This is a genomic window from Terrabacter sp. 2TAF16 (assembly GCF_052115065.1).
Taxonomy (GTDB): domain Bacteria; phylum Actinomycetota; class Actinomycetes; order Actinomycetales; family Dermatophilaceae; genus Terrabacter.
This window is the reverse complement of record NZ_JBFRFZ010000010.1, coordinates 95,131-110,017: the sequence shown is the minus strand read 5'-3', so window position 1 is coordinate 110,017 and position 14,887 is coordinate 95,131. Positions and strand designations below refer to the sequence as shown.

Genomic DNA, 14,887 nt, shown 5'->3' with positions numbered 1-14,887 from the left:
GGGCGCGCCCGCGCTCAGCCGGCGTCGAGCTCGCGCACGAGGCGGGCCGGTGCCGTCAGCCGGTAGGAGGCGTCGACGAGCTCGGCGACCTCCTGCCAGTCGACCTCCTCCGGCGGGCCGCACGCACGCAGGTCGAGCCCGACCCAGCCGGACGGACCCACGTAGGCAGGCTCGTAGAAGCGTGCGTCACCGAGCAGGGCCGGCCGCTCGGCGGCGTCGGGGAGCACGAGGACGGACTGGCGGTAGGGCTCCGGGTCGTGGTCGCCCTTGACGGTGCCGCCGTAGGTGACGAAGACCTTCGTCGTGAAGAAGCTCGGCCGCCCGTGCGACACCTTCTCGTCGGCGCCCGGCAGCGCCAGACAGATCTCGCGGACCCGGGCCAGATAGGGGTCCGCGCCGTCGAACATCAGGGGGTGGGCCACCCGACCACGGTAGGGCTCCGGCACCCCTCAGAGGTGCCTCAGCCGCAGACCCCGCCGCAGCCACCCGCGCCGCAGCCGCCCCCGCAGCCGCCGCCGGCAGCGACCGGCTCCGGCACCTCGTGCCGGGTCGACCACGCGGTCTGGAGGGCCTGGGTGAAGACCTCGACGGGCTGGGCGCCCGAGACGCCGTACTTCCGGTCGAAGACGAAGAAGGGGACGGACTCGATGCCGAGCATCTTGGCCGTGGCCTCGTCGCTGCGCACGTGGTTGCCGTAGTCGTCCGACTCGAGCATGGCCCGCACGGCGCCCTCGTCGAGACCGATCTCGGTCGCGAGCCGCACGAGCACGTCGCGGTCACCGACCGCGACGCCGTCGGTGAAGTAGGCGCGCATGAGGCGCTCGTGGGCGGCGTCGGCCAGGCCCTGCTCGGCGGCGAGATGGACGACCCGGTGGGCGTCGAAGGTGTTGCCGTAGCGGGCCTGCTCCCAGTTGAACGCGAGGCCCAGCTCGGCAGCCGCCGCGGCCATCGACCGGTGCTGCGCGACGGCCTGCTCGCGCGTCGTGCCGTACTTGGCGGCGACGAGGTCGACGAGCGCGACGTCCGACGCCGGCTCGGCGTTGCGGTCGAGCTCGAAGCTGTGCCACGTCACCTCGACCTCGTCGGCGTGCTCGAACTGCGCGAGCGCGCCCTCGAGGCGGCGCTTGCCGAGGTAGCAGAACGGGCACACGATGTCGGACCAGATGTCGATCTTCACGGTCGTGCAACCTACCCGCGCGCGCCCGTGTTCCCCGCATCGGGCGAGGCGTCGGTCACCCTCCGGGTGAGCGGGCGTATGCCGTTCAGCCGGCTCGCGCGACCCGGTGCAGGATCGCCGCGGCGGACTCCGCATCCCGGGTCTCGGGCAGCCAGTGCCCCGCGTCGAGCTCGACGAGCTCGTAGTCGCCCGTCACGTGCTCGCGGGTCAGCTCGGCCGCGGTCCGGCCGAGGAACGGGTCGCGCGAGCCCCAGACGTAGGTCGTCGGCACCTCGACGCGGTGCGCCGCGACGCCGGAGTGCCGGGCCGCGCGGTACCAGTTGATCGGCCCGGTGAGCGCCTCGGCGTGACCGAGCCGGACGGCATACCTGCTCCGGTCGGCGGCCGGCAGGCCCGAACGGGCCATGAGGCGGTCGAAGCGGGCGGCGAGGGCCCGCTCGGGCAGCCTCGGCACCTGGAAGGCCGCCATGTACCAGGACTTGCGCTTCTGCTCGGTGCCGGACCGCCAGGCCCGCGACATCGCGGCCGGGTGCGGCGTCGACAGGACGGTCAGCGACGCGATGCGGGTCGGGTGGTTGCCGGCGACGAGCCACGCGAGGGCGCCGCCCCAGTCGTGGCCGACGAGGTGGACCCGCTCCCGCCCGGAGGCCTCGATGAGACCGACGACGTCGGCGACGAGCTCGTCGAGGCGGTAGGCGTCCCGGCCCGGCGGGCAGGCCGTGGGGGAGTAGCCGCGCTGGTCCGGGGCGAGGGTGCGCAGCCCTGCCTCGTGCAGCCGGGCGGCGACCCGGTCCCAGCTCGTGCGGTCGGTCGGGAAGCCGTGGAGCAGCACGACGACGTCACCGCCCAGGGGCCCCGCGTCGGTCACGTCGAAGCGCAGCCCGTCGCGGCTGCAGGTCGTGATCCGGCTCTCGAGGGCTCGCATGTCCCCATCGTGCCCCGGCGGGCCGGCGGGTGCCCGGCAGGGTGCCCGGTGAGGGTGCCCGGTCAGGGTCGTGACCTAGGGGTCAAACCCGAGGCGGCGCGACAGCGGTGCGACCTACTGTGGATCCATGCCCGACGTGTCCGACCAGCGCATCCAGCCCGGCGCGAGCCGGGCCTGGTGGCACGTGTCGCGCACCGGGCTGTTCTTCGGCGCCGCCTACTTCCTCACGTCGATGGCCCCGAGCCTGCTGCCGCGCACGTGGTACTACCAGGGCCTCATCAGCGGCCTGTGCGCCGTGGTCGGCTACGCGCTCGGTGTCTTCGTCGCGTGGGTCGTCCGTCGGGTGGCCCGCCTCATCGACCTGCACGTCACGGTGAGCGGGGAGGCCCGGCACTGGCTGCTCGTCGCAGCGCCGGTCTTCGGAGCGGTGGCGGTCCTCGGGCTGACGGTCGCGAACGTGCGTTCGCAGGCGCGCACGGCGGCGTTCGTCCGGCTGACGCCCCTCGACCCGGTCGACTGGGCCCTGGCGCTCGCGCTCGCGGCCGTGGTCGCCGTCCTCTTCCTCGCGATCGCGCGGGGTCTGCGCGGCGCGACCCACCAGCTCGCCGAGGCCGCCGGTCACGTGCTGCCCAAGACGATCGCGACGCTCACCGCCGTCGTCGTCGTGGCCCTCGCGGCGGCGTGGGTGACCGACAGCGTGCTCTTCCACCGCGGCATGCAGGCCTTCGCCGGCGTCGCGGCCCAGGTCAACACCGCCCCGACCGGTCGGGCCGCGCCGACGTCGCCCCTGCGGTCGGGCGGTCCGGGGTCGCTCGAGTCGTGGGACAGCCTCGGCTTCCAGGGCCAGATGTTCGTCACGAGCGCGCCCACGGCCGCGCAGATCACGGCGGCGACCGACCGTGGCGCGATCGAGCCGATCCGGGTCTATGCCGGCCGGACGCCCGACCGCACGGTCTCCGACGTCGCCGATGCCGTGGTCGCCGAGCTCAAGCGCACCAAAGCCTTCAACCGCCGGGTGCTCGCGGTCTTCACGACGACGGGCACCGGGTGGGTCGACGACTGGTCGGCCCAGTCCGTCGAGTACCTCAGCAACGGCGACAGCGCGATCGCTGCGATGCAGTACTCCTACCTGCCGAGCGCGATGTCGATGATGACCGACCGCGACACTCCTCGCGAGGCGGGCAAGGCGCTCTTCGACAAGGTGTATGCCGTGTGGCGCACGCTGCCGACCGACGACCGTCCGCAGCTCGTCGTCGGCGGGGAGTCGCTCGGGTCCTACGGCGGGCAGGCGGCGTTCAAGGACGCCGACGACATGCTGGCCCGTGCGCAGGGCGGAGTCTGGGTCGGCACCCCGAGCTTCACCGACATCGCGGAGTCGCTGACCGCCCGACGCAACGAGGGGTCGCCCGAGATCGTCCCGGTCGTCGACGCGGGCCTGCACATCCGTTTCGCGGCGAGCGGCGACCAGCTGACCCACGACTACTACGGTCGCGACTACGGCGCGTGGGACTTCCCGCGCTTCGTCTACGCCCAGCACCCGTCCGACCCCGTCGTCTGGTGGAACCCTGCCCTGCTCGGCGCCGAGCCCGACTGGCTGCGCGAGCCGCGGGGTCACGACGTCAACCCCGACGTCACGTGGATCCCCTTCGTGACCTTCTGGCAGCTGACCACCGACATGGCCGTCGGCCACGACCCGCCCGACGGCTACGGCCACCGCTACGGTCCCGAGCTCGTCCCGGCGTGGGGCTCGGTCCTCGGCGGCTCGCCCACCGACGACTACTCGAAGCTCGTCGCAGGGATCGAGGAGACCGTCTCGCGGGTCGAGTGAGTGCGGCTCCGCGGCTGACCTACGCTCGGACCGTGCCAGCGCAGCGTTTCCACGGGCAGATCGCCGGCGTCGGCTCCACGTCCGGCGTCCGGATCGTCGTCGGGTCGTGGCTGCGCACGCCGCTCGGGTCGTTCGGCGACGCGATGGTCGAGACGGCCGACGGGCACCGGGTGCTCGTCGCCCCGACCCCGGAGGTCGCGACGTTCATCGGGGCGACGTACGCCTTCGACGAGGTGCGGTTCGAGCCGATCACCGTGCGCGCCAGCCGCGACCGCTGGCAGGTCAGCTCGCCCTCCCTGTCCCTCGACCTCACGGTCGGAGGGCGTAGGCCGCTCGGCCGGCTCCTGCGGGCCGTGCCCGCGCGCGTCGCGTCGAGTCCGAGGTGGGCGACGGTCGTCGACCCCGTCGCCCGGGTCGTCCTGCGCGGGGTCCGCACCCGCGGCACGGCGCTCGAGGGCCGTCAGGAGTTCTACGGAGCCACCGACCTGCACGCCGTGACGGCGCTCGACGGCTGCTTCGACGGTGCGGTGCTGGGTGGCCTCGCGCCGGTCGACCCGCCCTGCCGGTTCGGCTTCTCGTCGACGCCTCGCCGCCCGTCGGTGACATCGGTCGTGACGACCGTGGTCACCGGCGACGAGGCGGGCACCCTTCAGGCAGAAACGGATCCGAACCGCGCGACGTAGTGCCAGACCCGCTTGAGGGACTGCTCGTCGTGCCGCCCTGCTCGTGAGGCGTCCCCGATGACCTGCGGGGTGACGACGCCGTCGACGGCGAGCGACTCACCGAGCGCGACGAACTCCGGCCCACGGTAGCCCGGGTGGGCGCGGAGGGTCCCGACGTCGAGCCGGTAGCCCGGGTGCCACTCGACGGGCACGCCGAGCCGGAGCGCGTCGGCCTCGACGTCGGTGCCCCGATAACCGGGGTCGAGCACGAGCGCCTCGACGTCACGGGCGAGGTCGAGCACCCCGTGGGCGTGGGCCTCGACGTAGTCGTCGAGGAGGTCGTGGTCGGCGGCCTCGGCATGCTCGCCGAGCGCGAAGGCCGTTGCGGTGCCGAAGTGCTCGGGCTCGAAGACGCTGTCGGGGAAGCAGAACGTCGTCCGGTCCAGCGTGTGCGCCGCCAGCCGCACGTGGGCCGACCCGAAGCGTGGCGCGGCGCCGTACGGGCTCCGGCGCAGGTCGAGGGCGCCGTACTTCGGCCGCAGCGCCGGCTCGGCGTCGTCGTAGGCGCCGCCGAAGATCCGGCTCTCCCAGCGCCACCGGTCCCCACCGGGGTGCGCCGTCAGCCCACCGTTGCCCGTGCCCGTCTCGAACTGGGAGCGGTAGACGCCGTCGCGGGCCATGACGGCGAGGACCGGCTCGCCGCGCACGAGCCGGTCCGGGTGGAAGTTGAGGGTGACGCCCAACGTCGGGTCGAGCGGGCGTCCCGTCGAGAGGCCGCGCACGTGCGCGAGCGCCCTCGTGACGGCGGCGGGCTGGGTGGGCACGACGCCATCCTCACACCCGCGACCCGGCACCAGGGGGTAGGAATGGGGCATGGGCACGATGATCGACCTCCCCGAGCACGACCTCACCGCGTACCGCGCCGACCCGAGCGGGACGCCGCGCGGCGCTGTGGTCGTCATCCAGGAGATCTGGGGGCTGGCCGACCACATCAAGGACGTCACCGACCGCGTCGCCGCACAGGGCTACGTCGCCGTCGCGCCCGACCTGCTCGGTCACGTCGGGCTGACGCCCGAGGTGGGCGCGCGGATCTTCGAGCTGATGTTCAGCGCGTCGGAGGAGGACCGGCTCGCGGCCCAGCCGCAGATGCGCGCAGCCACCACGCCGGCCCGGCAGCCGGAGTTCGCCACGTGGGCCGTGCCCGCCCTGCGCGCCGTCGTCGACGCGCTCGTCGACGAGCCGGGCGTCGACGGCCGGGTGGGCGTCGTCGGCTTCTGCTTCGGCGGGACGTACGCCTTCGCCCTCGCGGCTGCGGACCCGCGGCTGCGCGCGGCGGTGCCCTTCTACGGCCACTTCCCCGAGAACGCCGACCCTGCGACGATCGGGTGCCCCGTCCTCGCCTTCTACGGCGAGGACGACCACGGCATCACCGACGGAGTGCCCGAGCTCGAGTCACGGATGGAGCAGGCGGGCGTCGACTTCACGGCGCGCGTCTACCACGGCGTCGGGCACGCCTTCTTCAACGACACCTCGCCGTCGAAGTACAACGCCGAGGTGGCGGCCGACGCGTGGGACCGGACGCTCGCCTTCTTCGACGAGAACCTGCCGTCGTGACCGGCCACGAGATCGCGCCGCTCGTCCTCGGCCCGATGCTGCGCTACATCGGTGAGACCGATGCGACGGTGTGGGTCGAGACCTCCGGTCCGGGAGTCGTCGCGGTGCACGCCGACGGTCGCGACTGGACGGCCCCGACCTTCGCCGTCAAGGGCCACCACTACGCGCTCGTCGTCGTCGACGGCCTCGAGCCGGGCGGGTCGTGGGACTACACCGTCAGCATCGACGACACACTGGTCTGGCCCCAGCCCGACAGCGCCTTCCCACCCCCACGCATCCGCACCATCGACCGCGGCCGACCCACGCGGCTGCTCTTCGGCTCCTGCCGCACCACCGTGCCGCACGACCGTGAGGGGCACCGCACGAACGGCGTCGACGCGCTGCGCACGCTCGCGCTCGCCCTGGCCCGGGGCGAGGAGGTGTGGCCCGACCTCGTGGCCTTCCTCGGTGACCAGGTCTACGCCGACGAGACGTCCGAGGCGATGCGCGAGTTCATCGCCTCCCGCCGCGACATCACCGAGCCACCGGGTGAGGAGATCAAGGACTACGAGGAGTACGCCCACCTCTACGGGCTCGCGTGGGGCGACGCGGCGAACCGCTGGCTCCTCTCGACGGTGCCGAGCTGCATGATCTTCGACGACCACGACATCCGCGACGACTGGAACACGTCGTGGACCTGGCACGAGGAGATCAACCGCACCCCGTGGTGGCACGAGCGGCTCATGGGCGGCCTCTCCTCGTACTGGGTCTACCAGCACATCGGCAACCTCTCCCCGTCGCAGCTCGCCGACGACGAGATCTACGCGCAGGTCCTCGCCGGCGCCGACCCCGGCGGTGAGGAGCTCGACCTGACCGAGGCCGTCTTCGACCTCGCCCGCCGTTCCGACCGCCACCCCGAGGTCTACCGCTGGAGCTTCCGGCGCGATCTCGGTGACGTCCGGCTCGTCGTCGTCGACTCGCGCGCCGCCCGGGTCCTCGAGCCGAAGCACCGCTCGATGCTCGACCCCGACGAGATGAGCTGGCTCGACGAGCAGCTGACCGGCGACGTCGAGCACCTGCTCATCGGGACGTCCCTGCCGTTCATGCTCCCTCCCGGGCTGCACGACCTCGAGGCGATCGACGAGGTGCTCGCCATGGGCACGCACGGACGTGTCGTCGCCGACCGGGCCGAGAAGGTCCGGCAGTCCATCGACCTCGAGCACTGGGCCGCCTTCAACGACGGCTTCGTCGAGGTCTTCGACATGGTGATGCAGGTGGCGCGGGGCGAGCGCGGTGCGGCTCCGGCCAGCGTCGTCTTCCTCTCGGGCGACGTCCACAACTCCTACGTCGCCGAGGTCGTCGACGCGAGGACCCGCCACGGTGCGACGTCCCGCGTCATCCAGGCCGTCTGCTCGCCGATCCGCAACCCCATGCCGCGGATGGTGCGCGTCATGATGTCCGCCTTCGCCCGTGGGCTGGTGCGCCCCATGCGGTTCGTCGCCGAGCGCTCGAAGCACGTGCCCGACCCGGCCTACCCGTGGGTCGTCACCGACGGTCCGTGGTTCGACAACTGTCTCGCCGAGCTCACCGTCCAGGGTCGGGACCTCTCGATCGTCTGGCGTGGCGGCGAGGTCCGCGACGGCGACGACGCCCACCCGGTGCTGACCACGGTGTCGAGCGTGCGCATCCCTGCAGCAGGCTGACGGGATGTCCGTGGACGCTATCGAACGACGGATCGCGTTGGCGCGCAAGGCTGTCCGGGCGTATGCCGCGAACCCCAAGGTCGCAGCGGCGCTCATCGGCGGGTCCGTGGCGCGCGGGCTCGCCGACGCGTCGTCCGACATCGAGCTCGACGTCTACTGGTCCTCCCCGCCGACCGTCGCCGACCGCGAGGCGGCGATCGAGGGCGCCGGGCTCACCCGCGTCTATGCGGAGGAGGACGACCACGAGTGGGCCGACGGCCTGCTCGTCGGCGGCGTCAAGACCGACGTCAGCGGCTTCGTCACGTCGACCATCGACACCTATCTCGACCGCGTGCTCGCGGGCGACACCGACGCGGAGCTGCAGGTGCGCGTCACGGCCCTGCGCGACGGCATACCCCTGCAGGGCCACGCGGTCATCGAGGCGTGGCGGACGCGGTGCGACGTCTACCCGGAGGCGCTGGCCGTCGCCCAGGTGCTCGAGGCCCTCGACCTGAGGCCCCGCGAGCGGCTCGAGATGCTCGCGGCCCGGGACGACGTCGTGCTGCTCCACCGCGACCTGCTCGACGGCGTGCAGGGGGTGCTCGACGCGCTCTTCGCCGTCAACCGGGTGTGGATGCCCCATCCCTTCCACAAGTGGCTGGACCGCGAGGCCACCCTGCTCGCCCACCGGCCCGACCGTCTCGTCGAGCGCATCCGGTCTCTCCTCGTCGCGTCCCCGCACGACGCGGTCGCGACCCTGGTCGCCCTCGTCGAGGAGACGTACGACCTCGCGCACGAGCGGGTGCCCGAGGCCGACGTCGGCCCGTTGCGAGCGGCGTTCGAGCGGCGGCGCGTCGTCGGGAGCTAGCCGGGCTGGGGGCGCCGAGGTCAGGGGTGGCTTGCCTCTCGGGTCGGGGACGTCGCGTGGGTGCTGGGGACGGACGAGCCGGTGGGTCGACGGCGACCCAGGGAGCGGTCGAGGGCCGACATGAGCAGGAGCAGGACGGCGACGACGGTGAGCACGACGGCGAGTCCGTGCAGGCCCGCGGTGTCGGCGCGGTCGGGGAAGGCCGCCGCGTTGGCGGCGGCGGCGAGCATGGCGCCGAGGTACATGAACGTGCGCAGCAGGCCGGCGGACGAGCCCAGGCGGTCGGGGTCGGCCTGACGGTAGAGGGCGGTCTGGTTCGCCAGGCCGATGAGTCCCTGCGGCACCCCGACCACGACGACGACGGCGACGACGAGCCAGAGGGGGGAGTCGTCGTGGAGCAGGAGAAGCCCCAGGCAGGCGAGGACCTGGAGCGCCCCGCCGACGAGGAGCTTGCCGCGGACCTGCTCGCGTCGGCCGAAGACCGACGTGACGGTGATGGCGACGACGAACATCGGCAGCAGCGCGAGCCCGGCGCCGGTGGCGGAGAGACCACGACCCTGCTCGAGCCACTGCGTGAAGCCGTAGAGGAAGGCGTAGCTCACGGTGAAGGCGAGCAGCTGCCGGACGTACGTCGCGAGCAGGGGGCCGTTGCCGGCGAGGACGCGCACGTCGATGAAGGGGTCGTCGGCGCGCCGCTCGCGCACCACCAGTCCCGCACCGGCGACGGCGATGACGAGCAGCAGCGGCCAGTGCGTCACCGCGGGCTCCATGAGGAAGAGCAGCAGCGCGGTCAGCGTGACGGCGAACAGGACCATGCCTGCGACGTCCAGCCCGCGGGGTCGGGTCGCATCGGCGTCGCGGTGCAGCTGCTCGTCGCGGGGGAGGCGCAGCGAGCCGAGGACGAGGCAGGCGATCGCGAGCGGCACGTTGACTATGAAGATCGTGCGCCAGCCACCGAGCCCGATGAGCAGTCCGCCGAGCGTCGGGCCGATGACGGCCACCGTCTGGTTGGCGACCGAGAGCGCGGCGAGGACCCCGGCCGGCGAGTCGGTGCCGGTGCGCACCGACTCGCTGCGGATGAGCACCATCGAGGCGGGATAGGCCGCGCAGGTGCCGATGCCGAGGAGCACCCGGGCGAGCACGAGGACCCCGAGTGACGGCGCGAGCGCGCCGAGGATGCCGGCCAGGCCGACGAGCGCGGTGCCCGCGAGGTAGAGGCGTCGGGGGCCGTGGAGGTCGACGAGCCGCCCGACGACCGGCTGCCCGACGGCGGTGGCGAGGTAGAGCGCCGAGACGAGCCAGATGGTCTCCGACGGGGGAGCGTCGAGCGCGAGGCCGATCGGGACGAGCGCGACGGCGAGCATCGAGGAGTTGACCGGGTTGAGGACCGACCCGAGGACCATCGGCGCGACGAGACGCCGGTCGAAGCGGCCGGAGGAGGGTGGACGCGTCATCGGCGCGAGAGGCGGTCGAGCAGCACCATCGCCTCGAGGACGGTGTGTCGCTCGGCCTCGGTGAAGTGGTCGGTGAGGGCTCGGGAGAGCCACTCCTCCCGAGCCGCCCGGCTGACGTCGATGCGGCTGCGACCCTCCCGCGTGAGGGCGACGAGCTGGCGGCGGCCGTCGGTGGGGTCGGGGCGGCGCTCGACGAGTCCACGCTCCTCGAGCACCCCCAGGGTCGCCGCCATCGACTGCGGTCGCACCTGCTCGCCCGCGGCGAGGGCGCTGGCCGTGGCGTCGCCGTCGCCCAGGAGCCGGCTCAGGACGGCGGTCTGGGAGGGGGTGAGGCCATCGAGCTCGGCGACGTCGCGCAGGCGGCGCCGCAGCCGGCTGAAGGTGACCCGGATGTCGTGGGCCGCGCGCGCGGCCGTCGGCGCGATCGCGTGCGAGCCGGTGCGTGGTGCCATGACCCGACCGTAGAACTCATCAGTCCAGACTGTCCAGTCTCGACTGTCGATCTGAGGAGGCTCAGGTCACCCGGACGAGCAGGATGCGGTCGTCCCCCGCCCCCGGGCTCTGCCGCCCGTCGCGGTTGCTCGTCGTCACGAGCAGGGTGTCCGGTCCGACGGCGAGCACGCTGCGCAGCCGCCCGTAGCGACCGACGAGGAAGTCCTGGGGCGTCGCCGCGGTCGCCGAGCCGTCGAGCGGGATGCGCCACAGCCGCTGCCCGCGCAGGGCCGCCATCCACACCGATCCCTGCGCGATCGCGATGCCGCTCGGCGAGTCCTCCGGTGGGCCCCACTGGGCGACCGGGCCCGTGATGCCCGCCCGGCTCGTGCGCCCCTCCGTCTGCGGCCAGCCGTAGTTGCGGCCGGGGCGGATGAGGTTGAGCTCGTCCTCGCTGTGGTCACCGAACTCGGACGCCCAGAGGCGACCGGCGGCGTCCCAGGCGATGCCCTGGACGTTGCGGTGGCCGTAGGACCACACGAGCGTCCCGAACGGGTTGCCCGGGGCCGGGCGCCCGGCGGTCGTCATCCGCAGGATCTTGCCGCCGAGCGAGCCCTTGTCCTGGGCGAGCGCCGGCTGCTGCGCCTCCCCGGTCGTCGCGTAGAGGTAGCCGTCCGGCCCGAACGCGATCCGGCCGCCGTTGTGGTGCACGTTGTGGGGGATGCCCCTGACGAGCACCCGTGGCGTCCGGAGCTGGCGACCTGCCGGCGCGGACGGGTCCCACGGGATCGCCGCGATGCGGTTGTCGCCCGCCGTGGAGTAGTAGGCGTAGACGAGGTGGTCGCGGGGGAAGGTGGGCGAGACGGCGATGCCGAGCAGGCCTGCCTCACCCTGCTGTGCGACGTTCGAGACGACGCCCGGCACCGTGCCGACCCGGCCCAGCCGGGCCGCGGCGACGTCGAGGCGGTAGACCCGGAAGCTGTCGCGCGCCGAGACGAGGACGGTCCCGTCGGGCAGCCGCGCCAGGCCCCACGGCACGTCGATCCCGGTGGCCAGGGTGCGCACCACCGTCGCCGTCACGGTCGCCCGCCCCGGCGTCGAGGTGGGTGGCGCACCCGTCGGGGTGGCCGGCCTGCTCGAGGTCGCCGAGGGCGTACGCGTCGTCCCCGTGGTCGGTGAGGTGGTCGGGGAGGTGGTCGCGGCGCCGGTCGTCGCGCTGGTCGTCGCCACCGTCGAGGCGGCCGGAGACGACGTCGAGGACGTGCCCGCGGAGGTGGCGAATGCAGAGCTCGGCGCGCCGGCGGAGCAGGCGGCCAGCGAGAGCGTGCTCAGGCCGACGGCGATGGTCGATGCGAGCGCGGTGCGAGTCGTGTGCGTCGGCATGAGGCACCTCCGGTCACGACGCTAGCCACCAAGACTGTGTCCCGGACGGGAACAATCCGCGAGAGCCCAGAGTTGAGTCGGGTGAACGCAAGATTTGCGAGTCCGGTTTTGACAATCACGTCGGAGCGGGAGCAGATTGAGCGAGGACCTGTTTCACCCGGACCACCAGCACCACGGTCTCCACCTAGATCATCAAGGAGTCACCCATGGCACGTGCCGTCGGAATCGACCTCGGTACCACCAACTCGGCCGTCTCCGTCCTCGAGGGCGGCGAGCCGAGCATCATCGCGAACGCCGAGGGCGGGCGCACCACCCCCTCCGTCGTCGCGTTCTCCAAGAACGGCGAGGTTCTCGTCGGCGAGGTCGCCAAGCGCCAGGCCGTCACGAACGTCGACCGCACGATCCGCTCGGTCAAGCGCCACATGGGCACCGACTGGAAGTCGCCCGAGATCGACGGCAAGACCTACACCGCCCAGGAGATCAGCGCGCGCATCCTGCAGAAGCTGAAGCGCGACGCCGAGTCCTACCTCGGTGAGACCGTCACGGACGCCGTGATCACCGTCCCCGCGTACTTCGACGACGCCGAGCGCCAGGCCACGAAGGAGGCCGGTGAGATCGCGGGCCTCAACGTCCTGCGCATCGTCAACGAGCCCACCGCGGCCGCGCTCGCCTACGGCCTCGACAAGGGCAAGGAGGACGAGCTCATCCTCGTCTTCGACCTCGGTGGCGGCACGTTCGACGTGTCCCTCCTCGAGGTCGGCAAGGACGCCGAGGACGGCTTCGCCACGATCCAGGTGCGCGCCACCAACGGTGACAACCACCTCGGTGGTGACGACTGGGACGACGTGGTCGTCCAGCACCTCATCACGCAGGTGAAGAACAAGACCGGCCAGGACCTGTCCAAGGACAAGATCGCGATGCAGCGCCTCCGCGACGAGGCCGAGCGCGCCAAGAAGGAGCTCTCCACCGCGACGAGCACCAACATCTCGGCGCAGTACATCTCGATGACGCCCGAGGGCCCGATCCACCTCGACGAGAACCTCACCCGCGCACAGTTCGAGCAGATGACCAAGTCGCTCCTCGACCGCACCAAGGCGCCGTTCCACAAGGTCATCGAGGATGCCGGCATCAAGGTCGCCGACATCGACCACGTCGTGCTCGTCGGTGGCTCCACCCGCATGCCGGCCGTCACCGCCCTCGTCACCGAGCTGACCGGCGGCAAGGCCCCCAACAAGGGCGTCAACCCCGACGAGGTCGTCGCCATGGGCGCGAGCCTGCAGGCCGGTGTCCTCAAGGGTGAGCGCAAGGACGTCCTGCTCATCGACGTCACGCCGCTCTCGCTCGGCATCGAGACCAAGGGTGGCCTGTTCACCAAGCTCATCGAGCGCAACACCGCGATCCCGACGAAGCGCTCCGAGATCTTCAGCACCGCCGACGACAACCAGCCGTCCGTCCTCATCCAGGTCTTCCAGGGTGAGCGTGAGATCGCGCAGCACAACAAGTCGCTCGGCACCTTCGAGCTGACCGGCATCGCGCCGGCGCCGCGCGGTGTGCCGAAGATCGAGGTCACCTTCGACATCGACGCCAACGGCATCGTCAACGTCTCCGCCAAGGACCAGGGCACCGGCAAGGAGCAGAAGATGACGATCACCGGCGGCTCGGCCCTGTCGAAGGAGGAGATCGACAAGATGGTCAAGGACGCCGAGGCGCACGCCGACGAGGACAAGAAGCGTCGCGAGGAGGCCGAGGTCAGGAACCAGGCCGAGCAGCTCGTCTTCTCGACCGAGTCCTTCCTCAAGGAGTCGGGCGACAAGGTCCCGGCCGACGTCAAGACGCCGGTCGAGGAGTCGCTCGCCGACCTCAAGGCCGCCATCGCCGAGGGGTCCGAGGCCAGCGCCGACGACATCAAGGCCAAGGTCGAGGACCTCAACACGAAGTCGCAGGCCATGGGCCAGGCCGTGTACGCCACCGAGCAGGCCACCGCGAACGCCGCGGGCGCCGCCGGGGCGCAGGACGGCGCCCCCGCCGACGACACCACGCCCGGTGGGTCCGGCACGGACGACGACGACGTCGTCGACGCCGAGGTCGTCGACGACGACGAGGTCAAGGACGCCAAGTGACCGAGTCCCCGAAGCACGGCACGCCCGGCGAACAGCCTGACGTGACCGCGACGGGCGCGACGGGTGCCGGCGGCGACGCCGCCGGCACCCCGCCGCGGGCAGGCTCCGCCCACGGCGAGCGCCATCACACGTACTACGAGGGCGGCGCGGGCGCGTCGTCCGAGCCCGGTGGTGAGGACGAGTTCGACCACACCGCAACCGATTCCAACGAGACCGGCGACGCCGGCGAGTCCTCGGAGACCGAGGGCGTGGCCCTCGCCGAGGAGGACACCATGGCCGCGACGCTGCTCGCCGACCTGCAGCGGCTGCAGGCCGAGTACGTCAACTACAAGAAGCGCGTCGACCGCGACCGTGAGGTCATCCGCCACACCGCGGTCGGCAGCGTCGTCGAGTCGCTGCTCCCGGTCCTCGACGACATCCACATGGCCCGCCAGGCCGGCGACCTCGCCGGTGGCCCCTTCGCCGCGATCGCCGACAAGCTCGAGGCGACCCTCGGTCGCTTCGGCGTCGAACGCGTCGGCGAGGCCGGCCAGGAGTTCGACCCCAACGTGCACGAGGCCCTCATGCACGTCGAGGCCGAGCTGCCCGAGGGGGCGACTGGCACGACCGTCGTCCAGGTGCTCCAGCCGGGCTACCGCATCGGCGACCGGCTCGTCCGCGCCGCCCGGGTCTCGGTTGCCGACCCCGCCTGAGACGTCCGCCGCCGGGCTGCGCACGCAGCCCGGCGGCATACCCGATGATGGGAGCAGCGTGAGAGTCACCG

General features: G+C 72.4%; 15 protein-coding genes. 8 read left to right on the top strand and 7 right to left on the bottom strand.

Going from position 1 to position 14,887, the window contains the following annotated elements:
• Positions 1 to 14: 14 nt before the first annotated feature.
• From AB4Z14_RS16260 to AB4Z14_RS16250, 3 genes are all read right to left on the bottom strand, one after another.
• Entirely contained in the window at positions 15 to 422 is a 408-nt protein-coding gene (locus AB4Z14_RS16260; RefSeq protein WP_442276101.1) for an MmcQ/YjbR family DNA-binding protein, read from the bottom strand.
• 38 nt (positions 423 to 460) lie between these two features.
• Complete coding sequence (locus AB4Z14_RS16255; protein WP_442276100.1) at positions 461 to 1,177, bottom strand: DsbA family oxidoreductase; 717 nt, start codon at positions 1,175 to 1,177, stop codon at positions 461 to 463.
• Between the two features lie 85 nt (positions 1,178 to 1,262).
• Positions 1,263 to 2,102: an alpha/beta fold hydrolase gene (locus AB4Z14_RS16250; RefSeq protein WP_442276099.1), complete on the bottom strand. Its 840-nt coding sequence runs from the start codon at positions 2,100 to 2,102 to the stop codon at positions 1,263 to 1,265.
• Between the two features lie 127 nt (positions 2,103 to 2,229).
• Between AB4Z14_RS16250 and AB4Z14_RS16245 the strand changes: the two genes are divergently transcribed.
• Both AB4Z14_RS16245 and AB4Z14_RS16240 read left to right on the top strand, forming a co-directional pair.
• A complete protein-coding gene (locus AB4Z14_RS16245; RefSeq protein ID WP_442276098.1) occupies positions 2,230 to 3,930 on the top strand; it encodes an alpha/beta hydrolase in 1,701 nt (566 codons plus the stop codon).
• A gap of 32 nt (positions 3,931 to 3,962) precedes the next feature.
• Entirely contained in the window at positions 3,963 to 4,613 is a 651-nt protein-coding gene (locus AB4Z14_RS16240; RefSeq protein ID WP_442276097.1) for a hypothetical protein, read from the top strand.
• Here the strand turns inward: AB4Z14_RS16240 and AB4Z14_RS16235 are convergent.
• Positions 4,580 to 5,416 (bottom strand): DUF3626 domain-containing protein, encoded by an 837-nt coding sequence (locus tag AB4Z14_RS16235; RefSeq protein WP_442276096.1) that lies wholly within the window; start codon positions 5,414 to 5,416, stop codon positions 4,580 to 4,582. The two genes, AB4Z14_RS16240 and AB4Z14_RS16235, sit on opposite strands and share 34 nt — an antisense overlap.
• Before the next feature lie 49 nt (positions 5,417 to 5,465).
• Between AB4Z14_RS16235 and AB4Z14_RS16230 the strand changes: the two genes are divergently transcribed.
• From AB4Z14_RS16230 to AB4Z14_RS16220, 3 genes are read left to right on the top strand one after another with little or no spacing between them, the layout of a single operon-like run.
• Positions 5,466 to 6,206, top strand: a complete 741-nt coding sequence (locus AB4Z14_RS16230; RefSeq protein WP_442276095.1) for a dienelactone hydrolase family protein — start codon at positions 5,466 to 5,468, stop codon at positions 6,204 to 6,206.
• Positions 6,203 to 7,888, top strand: a complete 1,686-nt coding sequence (locus AB4Z14_RS16225; RefSeq protein WP_442276094.1) for an alkaline phosphatase D family protein — start codon at positions 6,203 to 6,205, stop codon at positions 7,886 to 7,888. The genes AB4Z14_RS16230 and AB4Z14_RS16225 overlap by 4 nt, the downstream gene beginning before the upstream one ends.
• Positions 7,889 to 7,892: 4 nt before the next feature.
• A complete protein-coding gene (locus tag AB4Z14_RS16220) occupies positions 7,893 to 8,735 on the top strand; it encodes a hypothetical protein (protein WP_442276093.1) in 843 nt (280 codons plus the stop codon).
• A gap of 20 nt (positions 8,736 to 8,755) precedes the next feature.
• Here the strand turns inward: AB4Z14_RS16220 and AB4Z14_RS16215 are convergent, their stop codons facing one another.
• From AB4Z14_RS16215 to AB4Z14_RS16205, 3 genes are all read right to left on the bottom strand, one after another.
• Positions 8,756 to 10,189 carry an MFS transporter gene (locus AB4Z14_RS16215; protein ID WP_442276092.1) on the bottom strand — a complete coding sequence of 478 codons (1,434 nt, stop codon included), beginning with the start codon at positions 10,187 to 10,189 and terminating at the stop codon, positions 8,756 to 8,758.
• Positions 10,186 to 10,641 carry a MarR family winged helix-turn-helix transcriptional regulator gene (locus tag AB4Z14_RS16210; protein ID WP_442276091.1) on the bottom strand — a complete coding sequence of 152 codons (456 nt, stop codon included), beginning with the start codon at positions 10,639 to 10,641 and terminating at the stop codon, positions 10,186 to 10,188. The genes AB4Z14_RS16215 and AB4Z14_RS16210 overlap by 4 nt, the downstream gene beginning before the upstream one ends.
• 61 nt (positions 10,642 to 10,702) lie before the next feature.
• The gene (locus tag AB4Z14_RS16205) at positions 10,703 to 11,701 is read right to left on the bottom strand and encodes a PQQ-dependent sugar dehydrogenase (protein WP_442276090.1); all 999 of its coding nucleotides are present in this window, start codon (positions 11,699 to 11,701) and stop codon (positions 10,703 to 10,705) included.
• Between AB4Z14_RS16205 and AB4Z14_RS16200 the strand changes: the two genes are divergently transcribed.
• From AB4Z14_RS16200 to AB4Z14_RS16190, 3 genes are all read left to right on the top strand, one after another.
• Positions 11,679 to 12,029, top strand: a complete 351-nt coding sequence (locus tag AB4Z14_RS16200) for a hypothetical protein (protein WP_442276089.1) — start codon at positions 11,679 to 11,681, stop codon at positions 12,027 to 12,029. The two genes, AB4Z14_RS16205 and AB4Z14_RS16200, sit on opposite strands and share 23 nt — an antisense overlap.
• Positions 12,030 to 12,210: 181 nt before the next feature.
• Positions 12,211 to 14,124 carry a molecular chaperone DnaK gene (gene dnaK, locus AB4Z14_RS16195; protein WP_442276088.1) on the top strand — a complete coding sequence of 638 codons (1,914 nt, stop codon included), beginning with the start codon at positions 12,211 to 12,213 and terminating at the stop codon, positions 14,122 to 14,124.
• Positions 14,121 to 14,816, top strand: a complete 696-nt coding sequence (locus AB4Z14_RS16190; protein WP_442276087.1) for a nucleotide exchange factor GrpE — start codon at positions 14,121 to 14,123, stop codon at positions 14,814 to 14,816. Before dnaK ends, AB4Z14_RS16190 begins: the two co-directional genes overlap by 4 nt.
• Positions 14,817 to 14,887 lie beyond the last annotated feature (71 nt).